The sequence below is a fragment of the Reinekea forsetii genome (assembly GCF_002795845.1).
Lineage (GTDB): Bacteria > Pseudomonadota > Gammaproteobacteria > Pseudomonadales > Natronospirillaceae > Reinekea > Reinekea forsetii.
Genome location: NZ_CP011797.1, coordinates 3,519,202 through 3,538,265, shown reverse-complemented (window position 1 = coordinate 3,538,265; position 19,064 = coordinate 3,519,202). Strand labels below are relative to the sequence as shown.

The 19,064-nt window shown below is 53.7% G+C and carries 19 protein-coding genes; 5 read left to right on the top strand and 14 right to left on the bottom strand.

All coding sequences use genetic code 11. From position 1 onward, the window contains the following. Positions 1–214: 214 nt before the first annotated feature. From REIFOR_RS16150 to coaBC, 3 genes are read right to left on the bottom strand one after another with little or no spacing between them, the layout of a single operon-like run. Positions 215–430, bottom strand: a complete 216-nt coding sequence (locus tag REIFOR_RS16150) for a hypothetical protein (RefSeq protein ID WP_145980318.1) — start codon at positions 428–430, stop codon at positions 215–217. Between the two features lie 40 nt (positions 431–470). Beyond that, on the bottom strand, positions 471–932 hold the full coding sequence (dut, locus tag REIFOR_RS16145) for a dUTP diphosphatase (RefSeq protein WP_100258535.1): 462 nt from the start codon (positions 930–932) through the stop codon (positions 471–473). After that, positions 919–2,148 (bottom strand): bifunctional phosphopantothenoylcysteine decarboxylase/phosphopantothenate--cysteine ligase CoaBC, encoded by a 1,230-nt coding sequence (gene coaBC / locus REIFOR_RS16140; RefSeq protein ID WP_100258534.1) that lies wholly within the window; start codon positions 2,146–2,148, stop codon positions 919–921. The genes dut and coaBC overlap by 14 nt, the downstream gene beginning before the upstream one ends. A 184-nt stretch (positions 2,149–2,332) precedes the next feature. On the opposite strand from coaBC, the gene radC reads away from it, so the two are divergent. The 4 genes from radC to REIFOR_RS16115 all read left to right on the top strand — a co-directional run bounded on the left by radC (position 2,333) and on the right by REIFOR_RS16115 (position 4,766). Further along, complete coding sequence (gene radC / locus REIFOR_RS16135; RefSeq protein WP_100258533.1) at positions 2,333–3,007, top strand: RadC family protein; 675 nt, start codon at positions 2,333–2,335, stop codon at positions 3,005–3,007. Between the two features lie 381 nt (positions 3,008–3,388). Continuing rightward, a complete protein-coding gene (rpmB, locus tag REIFOR_RS16125; RefSeq protein WP_100258531.1) occupies positions 3,389–3,625 on the top strand; it encodes a 50S ribosomal protein L28 in 237 nt (78 codons plus the stop codon). Positions 3,626–3,637: 12 nt separating this feature from the next. Then, on the top strand, positions 3,638–3,796 hold the full coding sequence (gene rpmG, locus REIFOR_RS16120; RefSeq protein WP_100258530.1) for a 50S ribosomal protein L33: 159 nt from the start codon (positions 3,638–3,640) through the stop codon (positions 3,794–3,796). 250 nt (positions 3,797–4,046) lie between these two features. After that, on the top strand, positions 4,047–4,766 hold the full coding sequence (locus REIFOR_RS16115; protein ID WP_158524416.1) for a lysophospholipid acyltransferase family protein: 720 nt from the start codon (positions 4,047–4,049) through the stop codon (positions 4,764–4,766). A gap of 65 nt (positions 4,767–4,831) precedes the next feature. Here the strand turns inward: REIFOR_RS16115 and REIFOR_RS16110 are convergent, their stop codons facing one another. From REIFOR_RS16110 to REIFOR_RS16100, 3 genes are all read right to left on the bottom strand, one after another. After that, positions 4,832–5,569 carry a DsbA family protein gene (locus REIFOR_RS16110; protein WP_100258528.1) on the bottom strand — a complete coding sequence of 246 codons (738 nt, stop codon included), beginning with the start codon at positions 5,567–5,569 and terminating at the stop codon, positions 4,832–4,834. 274 nt (positions 5,570–5,843) lie between these two features. Continuing rightward, positions 5,844–7,736, bottom strand: a complete 1,893-nt coding sequence (locus REIFOR_RS16105) for a hypothetical protein (protein WP_100258527.1) — start codon at positions 7,734–7,736, stop codon at positions 5,844–5,846. Between the two features lie 240 nt (positions 7,737–7,976). Then, on the bottom strand, positions 7,977–8,522 hold the full coding sequence (locus REIFOR_RS16100) for an aldolase/citrate lyase/malate synthase family protein (protein WP_100258526.1): 546 nt from the start codon (positions 8,520–8,522) through the stop codon (positions 7,977–7,979). A 181-nt stretch (positions 8,523–8,703) separates the two neighbouring features. Between REIFOR_RS16100 and REIFOR_RS16095 the strand changes: the two genes are divergently transcribed. Further along, a complete protein-coding gene (locus REIFOR_RS16095) occupies positions 8,704–10,242 on the top strand; it encodes a DUF3612 domain-containing protein (RefSeq protein WP_100258525.1) in 1,539 nt (512 codons plus the stop codon). Here the strand turns inward: REIFOR_RS16095 and REIFOR_RS16090 are convergent. The 8 genes from REIFOR_RS16090 to udk form a co-directional block, all read right to left on the bottom strand. Beyond that, on the bottom strand, positions 10,239–10,862 hold the full coding sequence (locus REIFOR_RS16090; protein ID WP_100258524.1) for a histidine phosphatase family protein: 624 nt from the start codon (positions 10,860–10,862) through the stop codon (positions 10,239–10,241). The two genes, REIFOR_RS16095 and REIFOR_RS16090, sit on opposite strands and share 4 nt — an antisense overlap. A 6-nt stretch (positions 10,863–10,868) precedes the next feature. After that, the gene (gene phnE, locus REIFOR_RS16085; protein ID WP_100258523.1) at positions 10,869–11,666 is read right to left on the bottom strand and encodes a phosphonate ABC transporter, permease protein PhnE; all 798 of its coding nucleotides are present in this window, start codon (positions 11,664–11,666) and stop codon (positions 10,869–10,871) included. A 19-nt stretch (positions 11,667–11,685) separates the two neighbouring features. Next, entirely contained in the window at positions 11,686–12,486 is an 801-nt protein-coding gene (gene phnE, locus REIFOR_RS16080) for a phosphonate ABC transporter, permease protein PhnE (protein ID WP_100258522.1), read from the bottom strand. Next, positions 12,474–13,259 carry a phosphonate ABC transporter ATP-binding protein gene (gene phnC / locus REIFOR_RS16075; protein WP_100258818.1) on the bottom strand — a complete coding sequence of 262 codons (786 nt, stop codon included), beginning with the start codon at positions 13,257–13,259 and terminating at the stop codon, positions 12,474–12,476. The genes phnE (REIFOR_RS16080) and phnC overlap by 13 nt, the downstream gene beginning before the upstream one ends. A gap of 134 nt (positions 13,260–13,393) precedes the next feature. Beyond that, complete coding sequence (gene phnD / locus REIFOR_RS16070) at positions 13,394–14,431, bottom strand: phosphate/phosphite/phosphonate ABC transporter substrate-binding protein (RefSeq protein ID WP_100258521.1); 1,038 nt, start codon at positions 14,429–14,431, stop codon at positions 13,394–13,396. A gap of 228 nt (positions 14,432–14,659) precedes the next feature. Then, the gene (locus tag REIFOR_RS16065; protein WP_100258520.1) at positions 14,660–16,012 is read right to left on the bottom strand and encodes a sigma-54-dependent transcriptional regulator; all 1,353 of its coding nucleotides are present in this window, start codon (positions 16,010–16,012) and stop codon (positions 14,660–14,662) included. Then, positions 16,013–17,920 carry a sensor histidine kinase gene (locus REIFOR_RS16060; RefSeq protein ID WP_100258519.1) on the bottom strand — a complete coding sequence of 636 codons (1,908 nt, stop codon included), beginning with the start codon at positions 17,918–17,920 and terminating at the stop codon, positions 16,013–16,015. It abuts the gene before it with no gap. A gap of 357 nt (positions 17,921–18,277) precedes the next feature. Next, a complete protein-coding gene (gene udk / locus REIFOR_RS16055; RefSeq protein ID WP_100258518.1) occupies positions 18,278–18,910 on the bottom strand; it encodes a uridine kinase in 633 nt (210 codons plus the stop codon). Between the last annotated feature and the right edge of the window lie 154 nt (positions 18,911–19,064).

Sequence of the window (19,064 nt, the reverse complement as noted above, 5' to 3'; positions counted from 1 at the left end):
CGAGGTGAGAACAATCAGTCCTCGCTAGGGACGGAATTAAAAAGGAATTTACAGCTGGCTGTCAACGGCCAAAAGCTGCTCTTTGACCATTGCCTGAATCAGCATCAGGTTGGCCTGCGGACCGGCCCGGAATCACCCGCTTAGCCTGGCCTGTGCCGGGCCAAGCCAAGCCCGAGGCGTTGGCGATGTCGACGTGCGCCATCGAGAGTCGGCCTCAGCAGCGCCTTGCCGCCGTTTTTCGACAATAGGGTCGTCGAGCTGGCGCGCTTTCTGCGTCGAACAGTATGGTGGTGCCGGGACGGGCCTGCAACACCTGTTTGGCGCGCCGCAGCAACAAGCGATCGGCACGGATCGATTTACCACCGCTGTTGAGCACAACCTGTTGATCGCCGTCACCATCGAACGCCAGGGCCAAGTCGTTTTTGCTCATTAAGCCAAGGCGTATAGTGTTGATCTGGCTCAAACCGCCCCTAACCTCGGCCCGTGCTGCCGAAACCGCCGATGCCGCGGTCAGTCGGTGCAAAGTCCTCAACCAGCGTTAAGTTGGCCTGCAATACCGGGAGCAAAACCAGTTGCGCAATGCGATCGCCCGGTTCGATGGTGAACGCGCTGTGACCACGGTTCCAGCACGACACCATCAGTTCACCCTGATAGTCGGAATCGATCAGACCGACCAGGTTACCGAGCACGATGCCGTGCTTATGGCCCAGTCCGGAGCGCGGTAAGATGGTCGCCGCGATCGAGGGATCATCGAGAAAGATCGCCAAGCCGGTGCTGATCAGCTGAGTTTGACCCGGTTCGAGCGTGAGCGGCTCGGACAGACAGGCGCGCAGATCCATGCCGGCCGAGCCGGGCGTGCCATAGGTGGGCAGTTCGAATTCGGTACCCATGCGCGGGTCGAGGATTTTAAGCTGTACGTTAGGACGGTTCATGGTGCAGATCCAAATTGATGATTTGTTGAAGGATGAAGTCGGCCACGGCGGACTTGTTGGCGGGGCCAAAGGCCACGGTGTTGTGCGCGCCGACCCAGAGGATTTCATTGTGTTCCGCGCCGAAGCCGATGTCGGTGCGCGACACGTCATTGGCCACGACCGCATCGACCTGCTTCGTGGCCAGTTTTTTACCGGCGTGCTGCTCTAGATGCTCCGTTTCGGCCGCGAAGGCAATAACGCGTCGAGGTCGCAACGGATGCTGCGCGACCATCGCAATGATGTCCGGATTTTCGACCAGCGCTAGGCTTGGGGCGGGACCACTTGAGTCCTTCTTGATTTTTTGCTCGGCCACCGAGCTCAGTCGAAAGTCGGCCACCGCAGCGGTGCCAATAAAGATGTCGCAACGGGTTAGGGCGGTGCTTGCGGCGCTGTGCATATCGAGCGCGGAGAGCACATCGATGCGCTCCACACCCGCTGGGGTGGGTAGGCTGACCGGGCCGGCGATCAGACAGACCTCGGCGCCCAGGCGAGCCGCCGACCGGGCCAAGGCGAAGCCCATCTTGCCCGAGCTGTTGTTCGACAGGTAGCGCACCGGATCGATCGCCTCACGGGTTGGGCCGGCGCTGATCACCACCCGTTGACCGGCCAGCGGCCCTTCGGCAAAGCAGGCCGCCGTGCTGGCGACCAAATCCGTCGGCTCCATCATGCGTCCCGCACCGACATCACCACAGGCCTGAAATCCGGCCTCCGGACCAAACCAGTGCACATTCGTCAGGCGTGCACGCAGGGCGGCGATATTGTGTTGCGTGGTGGCGTGGTGCCACATCTTTTCATTCATCGACGGTGCCAGCGCGACCGGTGCCTCGGTCGCCAGCAGCAGGGTGGTCAACAGATCATTGGCGATGCCAGCCTGCATTCGAGCAATAAAGTCGGCCGTCGCCGGCGCAACAATGACCAGATCGGCCCAGCGTGCCAATTCGATATGGCCCATGCCCAGTTCCGCCTGCTCATCCAACAGGCTGCGACTGACCGGGTTGCCGGACAGCGCCTGTAGGGTTAGCGGGGTGATAAAATGTTGCGCCGCCTCGGTCATCACCACCCGAACCTCGGCGCCAGCCTTGATAAACAGACGCACCAATTCGGCCGACTTATAGGCTGCTATGCCACCCGTGATGCCAACCACTATATGTTTATTGTGCAGTGCGCTGAGTGTCATGATGAAGTGCCTGTCGGTAAAGTTTCCGCTTGGATGCGTTGGTCGGTCTTGAGTTCCCGTTTCGGTTTGATATGGTTACCCAATATAACCCATCAGTAACCTCGGCCCAGGACGGGCAGGATAGCATAGGTTGTCGGGATATGGGTTCACTGCCATCCTGCTCAGCGAGCCAAAAGGACTGCCCGTGTCGATCAAACAATGGCCCGCCGCATCGCGCCCGCGGGAAAAACTCTTGCTCCAAGGAGCTGACGCCTTATCGGATGCCGAGCTGTTGGCCATCTTTTTGAGAACCGGCCTGCCCGGTCTCGATGCCGTCGGCCTAGCCCAATCGATCCTTAACCGCTTCGGCTCACTGGCGAGCCTGTTTCAGGCCAACCAGCGCCAGTTTTGTCAGGGTCCTGGTTTGGGCCCAGCCAAGTTCGTCCAATTACAGGCCGTGGTAGAAATGAGTCGCCGTTATCTCAAGGCCGAACTGATTGCTAAGCCGGCACTCGCATCGCCCGGCGACACCCGGCGGTTTCTCTTGGCGCAGATGCGTGACCTGACCAGCGAACAGTTCGCCTGTATCTGGCTGGACAGTCAGCATCGCGTGCTGCGGTTTGAAACTCTTTTTCAGGGCACGCTCGACCGTGCCGCCGTCTATCCGCGCGAAGTGGTTAAGGCGGCGCTGAGCTGCAATGCCGGCGCGGTGATTCTCGCGCACAATCATCCCAGCGGCATTGCCGAGCCGAGCAGCGCCGATCGGCTGCTGACCGACCGTATCCAAGCCGCACTGGCCACCATCGACGTTCAGCTGCTTGATCATATGGTAGTCGGTCAGGGCGTGGTAATTAGTTTTGCCGAACGCGGCCTGTTATAGCCGCCCAAAGCATGTAAAGGCTGATTATTTGGGGCTTTTAACGGTGTTCAGAGGTGCACGGAGTGTTGCGCCATGGACAAAAAAACAGCAAATGTACTTGAGCTTCGCGGTTTGTTCTGGTATAAAACGCGCCTCTTTGAATCAGGGCCCCAGGTCTCGAGGAGCTTAGTTAGAGTTTCAATCGCGTTTTGGTCACCCAAATACTGCTTGAAGCGCTGTTTAGATTTCATGCGAAACTATGCCATTGGCGTTTTGTCTGGAAGCTCGAATCAGTTAAGTGATTCGTCCACGTCGAAACGGCACTAATGCACTAAGCACTCAAACTGCCTGCGGTCGAATTTTTGTTAATGCGGTGTCACCGACAATTAGAGGCGACAGATAATGTCTAGAGTTTGCCAAGTTACTGGAAAACGTCCAGTAACAGGGAATAATGTTTCCCACTCACAAATTAAAACTAAGCGTCGGTTTTTGCCGAATCTTCACTCTCACCGTTTTTGGGTTGAGGGCGAAAAACGCTTCGTTAAGCTGCGTATCTCTGCAAAGGGTATGCGCATCATCGACAAACGGGGTATAGAGTCTGTATTAACAGATTTACGTGCCCGTGGTGAAAAAGTTTAAGGGGTCCAAAAGATGGCACGCGATAAAATTCGTTTAGTAAGTTCTGCCGGTACCGGTTATTTTTACACGACCGACAAGAACAAGCGTACGACTCCAGATAAGCTGGAATTCAAGAAGTACGATCCAAAAATTCGTCAACACGTGATGTTTAAAGAAGCTAAGATCAAGTAATTGATTTGGCTTTAAAAAAACCCGGCTCTGCCGGGTTTTTCTGTTTTTAGAGCCTGAAAATCCTGTGACTGGCAGGCTCGGTGTGTCGAACCAAGCTCTTGGGGCTGGCGCTATTTACCTGAACGCGAGTTTTTCATTCCGCACCAGTGCGAAAATCATTCCAAAAAGGCAACAGTCTATTCACCGTTCAAGGCAGACATACGCGCGCAAGCCAGTAAACTGGAGGTCGATGCAACGAGGATCATCCCGTATGTGGTGGGCAACAATTCGTACCGTTCTGTTTTATTTGCTGGTAGTGCCCTTTACGCTGACTTGGGCGGCCTTCTTTGGGCTGTTTGCCTACATGATCCCCTATCCGCTGCGTTATTACCTAGTGATCGGCGCCTGGGCTCGCGGTATGCACCTGTGCACCCAATACATCCTAGGTATCCGAGTTAGGGTGCACGGCCTAGAGCATGTGCCGCCACAGGCCTGTGTGATCGTCGCGAATCACCAATCGGCCTGGGAAACCTATTTTTTGCAGCTGCTGTTTCATCCCCAATCCCAAGTCGCCAAGGCCAGTCTGCTCAAGATCCCGCTGTTCGGCTGGACCTTTGCGATGATGAAACCCATCGCGATCGATCGCACCAACAAACGCCACGCCATGATGCAAGTTATCGAGCTCGGCTCGCAACGCATTGCCGAAGGCAACTCGGTGTTGATCTTCCCCGAAGGCACTCGAGCCTCACCGCACCAGTTGTTGCCCTTTCGTCAGGGCGGCGCGCTGCTGGCTAAGGCGGCCGGCTGTGTGATGGTGCCGGTGTCCCATAATGCCGGGCAGTATTGGCGTAACGATCAGTTTGCCAAGCGGGCTGGCACTATCGACATTCACATTCACCCCGCGCTGGACAGCAGCACGGCGGACGCGGCGGACTTGATGGCCCATGCCGCAAGCATCATTAGCAACCAGTTGCATGGCCGGGTCAGTTAATCGATTGGACACAAAAAAGCCGAGACAGATTCCGCCTCGGCTCGACATACCAATTTTGCTCGTGCCTAACCCTGCTGGTCAATGGCCTGTTGGATTTGTTCGATGGGGTAGGCGCCCTTGAGGATAACATCGCCCACTACAAAGGCTGGTGTGCCAGTAATGCCGAGCTGTTGGGCCAGCGTGGCGGTCTGCTGCAGATGCAGGCCAACCTTCGGGTCGGTCAGCACGGCCTCTATCGGTGCCCGATCCAATGCCAACTTGTCGACCACGGTCCAGACATCATTGGCCGAGCGCAGGCTTCTCATCGATAAGAGGGCGCGATGAAAATCCTCATATTGGTCAGGGAAGGCGAGGTTGACGGCCAAGGCGATTTTAGCCGCTTCACCGGATGACTCCGACAGGATAGGCCATTCCTTATAAACGACCCGCAAGTTCGGATTCTGTTTAATCAAGGTCTGCAACACCGTACCGGAGCGTTTGCAGTAACCGCAGTTATAATCAAAAAACTCCACCAAGGTGACGGTGCCGTCCGCGTTGCCGCCAACCGGATCGACCGGATTGTTGAACAGCAGGTCGCCCATCTGCTGTAGCGCGGCGCCTTCCTGCCGGCCCTGCTGTTGTTCGGCCTCTTTTTGCAAAATATCGATGGCTTCGTAAATCACCTCGGGGTGGGTCAGAATATACTCCCGGACCATCGAGCCTATTTCATCCTTGGTGAACTCTTCCGCCTGCGAAAACCCAGTGGTGGCAGCGAGAAGCCCGACGCTTAAGAGCAGAGGGGCGCAAAATTTAATGGTTTTCATACGGACTCCAGTAGATAAACGGATTGTTCAGACCGGTATAGGGAGCTGTGCTGCCTCGCTCGGGGTTCTTAGCGATCTATAGCCGTCTGAAATAAAAATTTTCAACAATGGATTGAGGGTCGACCTAAAACCGACTCTGGCTTTGGTTATGACATAATCGATCGATAATAGCCTGATGTGCCAGTGCAGACGAGCGAAAGCCGGTAATGATTGCGTCAACAATCCACGTCTGATCTTCAGTTTTAGGATGCCGTGCCCGATCGGCCTAGGATAGCTAATGGTCGGCCATCTTCTCGACCAGGGTCGGCGGTTGCAATATCTGTCCAGCGACCCAGGTCCAATAACAGATCATGATGGTGAGCCAAAAGTCGAGTTGTTCGATGGCCGCATCGGGGCTCCATTCTGCCAGCAAGGTAGGGCCCGCACTGTGCTGAATTTGCGCCTGTAGCGTCTTGGCATCGCCCATCAAAAGCGGTAAGGCGGGCAGTTTGGCGCTTTGCTCGAGCCATTTGCGATAGAGCAGCATCAACTGCTTATTGCGCAGCGCCAGCTGCGCGCCAGCAAGTGGGCCCGCCTCGACAGCCCATAATTTCATTTGCTGTAAGGTTTGTAGGGTTAGAAAGACGCTCTTCGCTAGCGGGAAGTCCTTATGGGTTAAACAATCTTCCGGCCAAACACCGGCACTGGCCGCACGCCATTTGGCCACCAATCTGGCCATATCCGGTGCCTTTTTACTTGGAGTTTGCAGGCCCAACGCCTGCTCGACCCGTCGCCGTTGCGCATCTAGAACCTCCTTTGCCAGCCGATTGAGGTGCAGGGCGTTCAAGGCCATTGGTTTTCGTTGGGCGTCGCTGGGCGGCACCAATGCCTCCGGCCGAATCATCAACCGCTTAAAGCGTTCCTGCAGCGGCCGAAGCCGTTGAAATTGTTGCCACAGATCACGGCCGGTCATTTCGAACGCAGGCGTCTGGTCCCGTTTACGCTCCAAGGCGCGTTGATAGCCATCGCTGGTGGAGAGGATCCAGAGCGCCGGTGCGGCCATGCGGAACAACGCCTGAACGGCATCCGGTTGCTTATCGCCGTCGGGCTCCTGGGCCACCAAGGCGCTCCATTGGCTGCCGCGAATACGCATGTTGCGGCAGAACTCGGTGAACTCGGGCCAGTCACGGTTTAACTCAGTAAAGCGTTTTTCGATGCGTTGCAGCCGGGCCGTTTCCTGCACGCCAACCAGATCGCGGACAATAAGGGCGCTGCGTTCGGCGTGATGCTGGTGCATCGGCAGCACCCAGCCGCTTAGCAGCAGGGCCCAAGATTTATTGCGCGAGCGCAGGGCGTTGTACCATTGCAGAAACAGGCCCCAGGTTCGGGCATAGAAGCCGCTGGCCAACGGGCTCATGCGCATGGCCAGTAAGCCAACAAACTGCTGTAGAGTGAGCGCCTCGAGCACCGGCAGGCCAATTTCCAGCGTCGACTGGTTTTGCAGCCAGTCCAGAGGCGTCTGCCTGATTGTCAGCACTGGGCCCTTAACCAGCACAATGCGCCGTACCCTCGGGGCCGCGAGATGGTAGGCCAGGCTGCGCACCAGGTGGTCGAGCAACTCCTCGGTGTCCGCATCCAGTTCAATGCCATCGACCGGGCTTGACCGTGGCCAAAGCCAAATTAGGGGCGCAAAAAACAGCAGGGCAAAGAACAATTGTATTAGGACCGCCAAGGGTTGGGCCGCCCAAGCCGAGAAGGCCAGAGTGGGCATCAATAGACGCAGGCCAACCAGCGGCAGAACGAAATAGCTCAGCACGGCAATACTGGCCAGTATTAATAGGCTGATACGGGTATCCAGTTCGTCTTCTGGGTGTTTAAAGCGGCTGGCAAAATATTGATCGATACCGCCGTCCATTAGATGCCGGCGCAGATCGGCAGGATTGTTTTTTTGATTGATCGCTAAGGCCTGAGCTGAGACCTTGAGGCCCTGCTTAGTCAGCCGTCGGCCAAGGGTTTGGGCCCTATCTTTGGGCACATTGTTTTGCAATACGGTGCGTCGACCGGCCATCAAATCGGCCACTTGCGCGTCTGAAAGCTGCAGCTCGGTCTTTAGCGCTAGGCTGATTTCGGTGCGATTGAGTTCGCGCAGGAAGCCCTCAAACACCAGATGGTAACGCTCGTATTCCATGCTCACAGTATCCTGACCAAGGGCAAAAAGGCAAAACCGTTACGCTACTGGATTGGCAGGCCGAAGCAAGCGGCACTGGCTGACGTTGCGGCCTAGTTCGCGAAATGAGCGCGATGTCGGTGCGCGCCGCACTCCATTGAGTCTAGGACAGGCCAGGGCAGGGGTCCAATACGGCCGCTCAATATGCTTCTCGGCGCCTATTTCATGGGCGCCTCGGCTGCGCTGCCGACTGGCAGGTCTTCAGGCCACTCGGTAGGCATCACCATCGGTGCCCGTGAAGTCGCGTGCGATCCCGTCAGGCTGGGCGACTCGTGCGTCGGGACCGATCAGGCTCGACCACCGCGCGCGCTCGGCACCGGTCATTCCTGAAGTTGCCACGGAACCGCTGCTTTCCAGCTGGATATCATCCAGATGGGCCCGATTCAGCGCCCCACGTTGACCCTGCGGATCAAAAATCAACTCGATATGACGTCCACTATCTGCTTTGAGCAGGATCGAGCTCGGGGCCTCTTTGGGGCCATTGAGGCCGACCAGCTGAACCGATTGGCGCAGGCCACTCTGTTGGCCGTCGTGGAAAAAAGCCAGCAAATGTTGGTAGTAAACGACATAGCTTTGCACGTCCCGATGGGACCCATGGGCGAGTGGACAGACCCGATCTAAAAACTCGTTGGCCAGGGTTAGCTGCTGTTCGATCGACTCGGCCTGAATAGGGTTTTCGGACACAACCGCCGGACGGAATTGATCGACTCGTGGATCCTGTGCGCTCGTGTTTAAGGTCGTCATCATAGGTCTCTCTCTATTGGGTGGTGCCAAATGCCGCCAAAGGCTTCCGTTCTGAACCGAAGTCCATTGAGCGACCCGGTCATCAAAGCCTGCTCTTGGCTCGATGTCGATCGCTTGATTGGTAGCATAGGGTACTTCTTGTTATAATTTCACAATAAAAATTACACACTGTGAATTTTACAAAATGCGCGCCACTAAAAGCCTGATCCGCCAAGCCCACTTTCTCGGCACCAAGATCCGCAATATACGCAAGCGGAACAATCTGACCATGGATGACCTCTCGACACGCTGTGTCAGGGTGGATCCTGAAGCAGCGCCGTCGGTGTCTTATCTGTCGATGATCGAGCGCGGTAAACGGGTGCCCAGTATCGATATGCTCGAGACCATCGCCTCGGTGTTCCAAAAGGATATCGACTGGTTTCTTGACGATGAGCCCGAGCCGCAGGCCATTACCCCAGTTAAGAGCCGCACTCAGGGCGGCCTGTTGGGGATGGCCTTGGAGCCGAGCTTTCTGTTTTCCAATGATATTTTGCAGATTGCCCTGCCCGAATTGTTGAGCCAAACCGGCGTGTCGGGCCAACAGTTTGCTCACCTATTGATTCGCGCCTATCAGGAGCACCATCAGAACCATTTCCCGGATTTGGAACGCGCCGCAGAAGCGGTGGGTCAGAAGCGAATGCCGCTGTCAGTCGAGGATCTAATGGTCTTGGCCGAAGCCCAAGGATTGAGCATTCGCTGGTTTACTCGGCCGGCCAGTGGTGTAGTTGATGGCCTGGGAGTCTATTCCCAAAACATCGTCAGTTCCTATATGGAACCGCCGGGAGTTTTATTCTTAAACGAAGTCTTGCGTGCCTATCCGACTCGCCTGAAATACGAACTGGCGGTCTACATCGGCCACTGTGTCCTGCACAGTAAAGACGGTTATTACAGCGTCAAGTCTGTGGGGGGCTCTCATGGCGACCGGTTCGACCGGCAGGGTCAAGTGCAGGCCGAGCAGAGCGCGGTCGATGCCCAAGATATCTTGCAGGCCTGGCGCAGTTTCGAATCGAGCTTCTTTGCTGGCGCGTTGCTTTGTCCCAGGGTCCCGTTTCGTCAGTTGCTGGAACGTCATGGCTATGAAGTGTCGGTGCACCAGCACGTCGGCGTCTCGGCATCGGTGGCCATGCGCCGCATGACCGCGGTCTCGCCCTATACTCACTGGCATTATTTTGATGCCTACGCACCCGGCAAGCTTAAGGCGGTGTATCGCGGCAATGGTATCCCATTGCCCTGGGGCAATATGCGCAGTCTTGAAAATCCCTGTCAGCAGTGGGCGGTATTTCGCAAGATGACCGATCAACAAACCGGTTCCTCGGCCCAAATATCCGTTCTGATGGTGGCCGGTGAGCCGAGGATCTTCTGTTGTGAGTCGATACGGGTCGCTGACATGGCCGGGAATGACCACGTCTTGTGCGCCGGCATTGATCTTAACCCGGCCCTTGAGGCTCAGGGCGTAGATGCCTTGGCCATGGCGGAGGCACTCAAAACGCTGTGCGCGGTAAGCGGTGGGGTCGCCCAAATTCCGAAAAATTTGCGCGACGAATTCGCTCGTGTGGCGAAAATTCTGAACATCAACTGGATCAGCCGTGGCGTGCAGGAAGACGCCCAACTAATCTGCGTGCGCGGCGGCGAGTGTCCGCGTCAACCGGCCTGTTATGGTGCCTGTGGCGGGTCGGCAAACTAGTTTGCGCTACGCGAACACTCGAGTAATGGCCCGGGGTACTCCTGGCCAGAAGCAATTAAGGGTTTAATTTCCGCCTGATGGTGATGCGCTAAGGTGCGATGCTGATGCGCAGGCTTGCCAACGAAAGCGGTCAATAATATTTGCAATAGATCGCCGTGCGCAACCAGCAATATCACCTCATGCTGATAGTGTTGTTCGAGTTCTTCGATGACCCCGAGCCCGCGTTGACGAACTTGCTCTACGGTTTCAATTCCGGCGGACCTTTGCAGCGCCGGCTCCCGATCTAGAGCCCAGATGGCAGGGTAGTTGCTATCGGACTTGCCTTCCCAGGCGCCAAAGAAGCGTTCCCGTAGGCCGATGTTAGACTGTGGCGTTGGCAACGCCAGGGTGTCTGCAAATAGCTTGGCGGTTTGGCTGGTTCTTAAAAAATCGGAACAGATAATCGCACTGATGGGTTTTCCCGCGTATCCGCTCGCGGCGGCACCAACCTGCTGCCGCCCCGGTGCTGAAAGACCAAAGCGGGTGCACCCGATGGCCGGATCGCTGACGATCAAGCCAGCCACATTGGCCTCGCTTTCACCATGACGCATTATCAAGTAGTGGTTTTTGAAGGTTTTCATAGGCAATTAGATTAACCGCTTGCGAATGTTGACCACCACTATTTCAGCCAAAATAACGACGACAAAGATGGCCAGTAAGGCTATCGATACGCGTTGCCACTCAAACAAATTCATCGCGTCATTGATGACCACACCAATACCGCCGGCACCGACCAGGCCCAATACGGCCGATTCGCGCACATTTATATCCCAGCGAAACAAGATGATGCTGAAAAAGGCAGGCATGACTTGCGGCCAGTAGCCCTTCATCAAGACCGACAGCCAGGGTGCACCAGTTGCCTGGATGGCCTCAACAGGACCCATATTGATATTTTCGATGGCTTCTCCCAAGAGTTTTCCGACAAAGCCAACCGAGCGAAAGGCTATCGCCAAGACGCCGGCAATAATGCCGGGACCAAAGATCGCCACGAACAGTAAGGCCCAAACGAGCGAGTTAACGGATCGAGACGAGACCAGAAAGAATCGGGCTATCCACTGGCTCCAAGCGGACGCCACCACGTTGTTGGCATTCATAAGGGCGAGCGGCACAGCGAAGATCAGGGTTAACAGGGTGCCAAGGGTGGCTATATTGAGCGTTTCAATCATCGCGCCGTGCACGCTAATTGGATAGTAGGCGAAATCGATTGGCCACATACGAGTAAACAGATCGGCCATCTGCTCTGGCGCATCAAAGAAAAATTCCGGAATGACTTCAACGGTTTGAATGGACAGCACCAAAGCCATGACCAAGACCAGATAGACCGCGTAGCGCGATAGCTTCTGAGTCAGAGTGAAGCGTTGCCAGTGGTAATTTACGGTGTTCATTTGATCAGTCTCCACTCGATTAATTAAAGATTCGACGCACCACATTGGATAGTGCTTCACCCAACATGATTAACGCGATAATACTCATCAGAATTGCAGCCACAAAATCGTAATCGAAGCGCTGAAAAGCCGAGAACAGCGTTCCGCCCAATCCACCTGCACCTACGATGCCGACCATGGTGGAATTTCGCAGGTTGGAATCCAGCTGATAGGTCGAAAAACCAATAAACCGGGAAAACACCTGGGGCATAACCGAAAACAAAATAAGGCTGACAAAGCCGGCGCCAGTGGCGCGAATCGCTTCCACCTGCTTTAAGGAAATCTCTTCAATCGCCTCGGCGAATAACTTGGCGATAAATCCGATGGAGGCCACAATTAACGTCAAAATGCCGGCCAAGGCGCCGAACCCAACGCTCTTCACAAACAGGATGGCGATAATCACCGGGTGAAAAGTACGACATAGGGCGATAAAGCCGCGCATCGGCACGGTAACCCAATTGGGCATCAAATTGCGCGCCGCGAACAGGCCAAAAAACAAGGACAAAAGAATACCCACTACGCTGGCAATGATGGCAATTTCCATGCTTTCTGCGAGGCCACTTAAGAGCAGTTCCCAGCGACTAAAATTGGGTGGAAACATGCGCGCCATCAATTGGTCCGCGATGCCCAGACCATGAATAAAGCGATCCCACGTTAGGCCCATGGCATTAAAAGAAAATACCAAATAGCCGGCCAAGACTAACCATGAGCCGGTCACCAGCCAGTTACGTTTGAACGGATTTTGTCGGTATTGAGCGTCGGTAGATTCTAAACCAGCCATGACTCACCTCCATAAATCTGCTTCAGGTGATCATCGGTAATACCATCCGGACTGCCGTCGTAGACAATCTTGCCGTCACTCATGCCGATAATGCGTTTGGCAAATCGGCTCGCCAGGGACACGTCGTGGATGTTTACTAAGGCGGGAATGTTTTTTTGCTGCGCGAACCGTTCCAGTAATTCCATGATCTCCACCGCGGTCTTAGGATCGAGCGAGGAGGTCGGTTCATCTGCTAATAAAATTCGTGGGTTCTGCATCACCGCGCGCGCGATACCAACGCGCTGTCGCTGCCCGCCAGACAGGCTATCGGCACGTTTTTTGGCGTGTTCAGTCAAGCCCACGGCATCGAGCAGTTCGAATGCGGTGTTGATGTCTTGTTGACTGAACTTACGCCGCCAGGCCGCCAACGACGACATATACCCTAAGCGTCCGGTGAGCACATTCTCAATGACGGTGAGGCGCTCAACCAGATTGTATTCTTGGAATACCATGCCGACTTGACGCCGCAGCTTGCGAAGTTGTTGGCCCCTGGCTTTACACAGATCCATGTTATCAAAAATTATTTGCCCTGCGGTCGGATCAATTAAGCGATTAATACAACGCAGTAACGTACTTTTTCCGGTGCCGGATGGGCCAATGATGGCCACGATACCCGATTCAACAATGCTGATATCAATGCCTTTTAGGATCAAATTGCCCGGTGTGTAGGCCTTTTCCAAACCCTTTATTTCCAGAAAGGGCGCGGTCTCAATATTGACTTGAGCAGATGTCATAATCATTTCCTGCAACGATTGTTTAGCTCGGCCGCGCCCTATGAAGGGGCGCTGCGCGAGTGCATACGGATGGGTAGTTGACGCTGAGTGTCAGCGTCGAGAGAGCGTCATAGACTATGACGCTCATGGTCTCACTAGTTGGCTTTCGCGGCGGCCGCGGCAGCACTTTTTGCAGCCTTGGCGGCATCTTTTTCAGCCAGCTGTTTCAGGCCCTGCTTGGTGTAGGCGGTACCGGTGGCATGGGCAATATCACGAATCACTTTCCAGTCGTCTTTAAAGGTGACTGGGTAAAAACGATCTGCGCCGCCAAAGGTCTCGCTCATTTTTGCCGAAAATCTAAATGAGAAGAAGGCTTCATTGATTTTCGCTACTAGATCCGGGTGTAAGTCGTGCGCATAACCAAACGCAGAGGTTGGGAAGCGTGGGCTGGTATAGAGAATGCGAAAGTCATCTGCGTTGATTCGACCTGCACTGGCCATACGGCTAAATACGTCAGAGGCTACCGGCGCTGCATCATAGTCTCCTGCCAAAACACCCATAATGGACTGGTCATGCTTGCCTGAATATTTAACGGTGTAGTCGACGTCAGGTGTTAGGCCCAATGCAGGAAACAGAGCACGTGGCGCCAAGTTACCCGAGTTGGAGGAGGCGGATGTATGAGCGACCATCTTGCCTTTTAGGTCGGCCATGGTGCGGATGTCGCTGTCTTTACGAGTAATGGCGATCAGGTTATAGCCCTGGAACGAATCAACGGTGCCTTTAACGGCGATGGGCACATAGCCACCCAGGTTTACAGCATAACCGGTAGGACCCGTGGAGAATCCGGCGATGTGCAGACGGCCGGAGCGGATCGCTTCAACTTCAGCAGCATTGGAATGCACAGTATAGTAGACCACTTTTTTGCCGGTTACGGCACTGAGGTGTTGTTGGAATTCAAAAAAGGCGTCCTTATAGACCGCTGGATCTTCAACGGGTGTATAGGTGAAGACCAGAGTGTTTGGATCTCGCCAATCGGCCGGATCTTTAGGGGAGTCTGCGACCATATCATTGTTCTCGTCGCAGAACTTTTCATCCAAAACACCGCGGTTGCCGCAGTCATCGGCCAGCGCAGCGCTGGCACTAAAGAGTAATGAAGTGGACAGTAACAGGGTGGTAAGAAGGGTCTTTTGCATTAGTTAGTTCCTATTTCTTATTTTTGTTTGGTGATCGTCCCAATCTGGGATGATTCGAAATTCGGTCCAGTCAGGCAAAAATGGCCTTATCAGAGAGTTAGCAAAAACGACGCCATCTATTGTTTATCCATACTTATCAACGGGTTAGGTTTATTTTTAGGTCCTTTTTGTCTAAAAAAGACAGGTCTGACCCATGCCGACATGACCAATAAGACGGATGTGTCCCTTTTACTCAGGAATTTTAAATAGCTGTTTGTCCAACTGATGTTTTTTGAGCTTCCGATATAGGGTTTTTCGGGTCAAATTCAGCAACTCTGCCGCCTCATGTAATTGGCCTTGAGCGGCGATTAAGCCTTCTTCGAGCACCTGACGTTCGTATAATTCCATCCGCTGGTCATAGCTTCCTGAACTGCCCTCTTCTGTGACCATCGCGGCCAACTTGGTTTCACTAATGCCCAGGACAAATCGGTCCGCTGCGTTCTTCAGTTCCCGCACATTACCCGGCCAATCGTGTTGTAGCAGGTGTGCAACCTCGGCTTGACTCAGCGCAGGTTGTGGCCGAGAGAATTGCACACTGGCCTTGCGCGCGTAATGATGAAACAGTGGCAAAACATCCTCCGGGCGATCCTTTAAGGGTGGGATGGTGATGCTGGCCACGTTTAAACGGTAAAAAAGATCTTTACGGAAATGACCACCTTGACCGAGCTGGGCCAGGTCATCTTTACTGGCAGCGATCACCGTCAACTTAACGGGAATGGGTTTGGTACTGCCGACGCGCTCAACTACGCGGTCCTGAAGCACCCGTAACAGCTTGATTTGCACGGGCAAGGGCATGGTCTCAATTTCATCGAGAAACAGCGTGCCACCGTCGGCCGCCTCAATCTTACCAATGTGACGTTTAATGGCTCCCGTGAAGGAGCCGGCCTCATGACCGAAGAGCTCACTTTCAATCAGGCTCTCACTGACCCCACCGCAGTTGATGGCGATAAAGCGTTTCTCATGTCGTTGACTAAACTGATGCAGAGCACGGGCTACCACATCCTTACCACTGCCGGTATCGCCATAGATGATGGTGTCGACGTTGGCCTGCGCCAGTGCCAGCACTTGCTGACGAATATTTTTGATGGCTGCGGATTCGCCCATGATAAAAGCTTCAACCCCGCTGTGTTGCTGAATGTCTTGTTTCAGATTTCGATTTTCCATCACCAGACGACGTTTTTCGGCGGCGCGCTGTAATTGGCCTAATAATTTTTTCGGCTGTAACGGCTTCTCAAGAAAATCATAGGCGCCCTCATTCATCGCCTCGATGGCCATGGGAATATCCCCGTGACCACTCATTAATAGCACCGGAATTTCGCTGTCTATCTGTTGCAGTTTACTCAGCAGTGTTAGGCCGTTCATTCGTGGCATTTTGACGTCACTCAAGATGACAACCGGACTGTTTTTTGCCAAGGTTAACAAGGCTTTTTCAGGTGATAAAAACCCTTTGACGCGGAACTCTTCCAGCTCGAGCATCTCAGTGAGTGCCTCGATGATTTCCCGATCGTCATCGATAATAATAATCTCAATGTCATGCAGCATTTAGCGTTCAGCCCTTTGTAATATCAGTGTGAAGCAGCTACCCAGATCTTCAGTCGATTGCACTCGGATATGACCGCCAAAATCTTGAATAATGTTATAGCTAATGGATAGACCCAGGCCAAGACCTTTGCCAACTTCTTTTTTGGTAAAAAAAGGATCAAAAATTTGCGATAGTTGGTTTTCTGGAATACCCATACCGCTGTCTTTGACATCGATTTGAACCTGCTCACCTTGGTCAGATACCTGAATTTCTAAGCTCTGGGTCCGACAATTTTCCATAGCATCTATGGCATTGGTCATCAGATTAACCAGGACCTGTTCGAGACGGATGGGTTCGGCAAAGACGGCCAGGCCCTTTGCACCGGGGATATAAATAAGTTCGCAACGCTGTTCTTTTAACCGATTCGATATCAGGTCTGCGGCATCCCTTATGACCCCATCTAGCTCAACCGGGCTGAGTTCCGCGCCGGCCTCGCGCGCGAAGGCTTTTAAATGCCGAGTGATGCCGGCAACCTTATCCAGTAACGACCTGATTTTATCCAGGCTCATAACCGCTTGCTCGGTTTGTTGCTTCTCCAAGCGGCGTCCGGCAGTGTGCAGGTGGCTGGCAATCGCCGTCAGGGGTTGGTTTATTTCATGCGTTATGCCAACGCTCAATTGACCCAAGGCGGCCAATTTACCAGCCTGTACAAGCTCATTTTGAGCCGCTTTCAACTGTGCCTCCGCGGCAATCCGTTCCTTTATTTCCGCCGACAGCTGGAGATTAGTGTGCTTCACTTCAATGGCAATATGTTGAAAGTGTTTTAAATCCCGCGCCATACTCGAGACTTCATCATCGCCGCGGATATTTATTTTCGTGTCGAGTTTTGCCGAGGCAATGGCACGCATGTTTTTTTGCAGTTCTAAAATTCGTTGTAAGACGTTACGGCGCACATAAAACCACGAGATAGATCCAGCGATCACTAAGCTGGCCAAAGACAGCAGCAAGATACTGCGGATGCTCAGGTCGATGGAAGCGATAGCACTCACCAGTGAACGGCTGATGCTGTCATTGGTCTGATTGGTATAGCGGTTAATCTGAGCCGCTAGCTGTTGGATATGATCCTGGCTATTTTGCAGTAAGTAGCTCTGTTGATAGAACAGATCCAGTTGCTCATTTTTTAACAAAAACAGCTTACCCTGGCGCGAGCCGATGATGAGCAATTTCTGAATATTTTGCAGAATGTCCGGTGCGATAAAAGTTGTTGAGATCTTGGTCAGTAATTTCTCAATTTGACCACCAAATTCTTCCAGGCGTAAGAAAGTATAGTCAAGCTCATTGTAAGAGGAATCATTACGCACCTTTTCAACCAAAGCCGAAAAATAATAAAGCCTGTTGATCACTCCGGCGATCGATTCCTCCTTGGCATAGTCAGATTTTAGTTCCAAAGCACTAATTAACGGCTGAAAGAGTGGATAGAGTAATTGGGATTGTTGATCAAGCTCCGTGCGAATCTGCTCACTGCGTTCGACACTTTGATTTAGCAGGGTTAAGCCATTGTGAATCTGTACGATTAGCTCGCGGAAGTAGCTGTTGTAATCCGGCAAGCTGCGCATCAGGCTATCCATCTCGTCAATTGCCACGCTCAGTTCTTGCATCGCTTGCAAACGTGAGAAATTCGAATCGCTGGTCATTAACAGTGGGGCGGTGGCGACAATCAAGCGGCTTTTATCGTTGAGCTTGGCCGCGGCATCCAACCAAGGGATATCCTGATGTTTCAGCAGCAATAAGCGTTCTCGCAGTTGCAGGTAGGTATTGGTGGTGAGCGCACTGGCCAGCAATGTGATGGACGAAATAAGCACGAAGGCGAGGAACAGCCTGCCGCCAATGCCGATATGTTTTAGCCACGATGTATCACGTCTAGCCATACTCAAAGACTCTTATAATTGTTTTTATAGTAGAGCGGGCGCTCCTGTTAAGGCTTAAATACAAGAAAAAACAGTGCCAACTCTACCACCCCATTATTATTGAGCTTGAGGCTACTTTGAGGACAAAATTGTCCCAAGGCAAGTCCTATGACCTCTTAGGGTGCGTTGATGTCGGTTCAAAAGCGGGTTAAGAATGCAGCCTGTCGCTTTGCCTGACCAGGCTTTGTGCATCGAGCAGCAGGGCTGCGATCGCCAGGATCACGGCCGGGGTGATAGGGCGGCCCCACCTCAGTGGGCATCTAGCGGAGTCAGTTGTGTCGACATACAGAGGTTTAATCGGCGCTCCGGCACATCAGCCTATTGCAGCAGCTGCTTGATGCGAGCCTTGAGCATTTCAATCACCACCCGATTCTTGCCGCCGCGCGGCACGATGATATCGGCATACTGTTTCGACGGTTGCACAAACTCCATAAACATCGGTCTGACCGTGCGTTTGTATTGCTCGATAACCGAATCGACGGTGCGTCCGCGCTCCTCGATATCGCGCTTGAGTCGCCGTAGCAAGCAGATGTCGAGATCGGTATCCATAAAGACCTTGGTATCGAGGCGTTTGCGGATGGTCTTATCATTGAGCAACAGGATACCTTCGACGATAATCACCCGAGTTGGCGCCAAGGTCTTGGACCGGTCGGAGCGGTTGTGCACGGTGTAGTCGTAGACGGGTATCTCTACCGTCTGTTGGTTGTGCAAGGCATCGAGGTGCTCGATCAACAAATCATGGTCAAAGGCGTTGGGGTGGTCGTAGTTGATCCGTTCGCGCTCCTCAAAGGTGAGGTCATCGCGTGCCTTGTAGTAACTGTCTTCCTTGATAATCGAAATGGCCCCGTTGCCCAGTTCTGCCTGTAACTCTTGATGAATGGTCTGCGCGAGGAGGCTTTTGCCGGAAGCCGATGCCCCAGCAATACCGATAAAGATCGAAGTTGAATTCATAGGGTGTCCATTCGCGCGGCTGTCGGGTTGAGTTCGGTACGCACTGCCAGGGTCAGCTGGTGAGGATTCAACATCGCATGCGACCGAGGTGAAAGTTCAGGTCGGGCGGATTTTAGATGGTTAAGCGACCGTTGTCGCGGCCAATGCTCAGTGA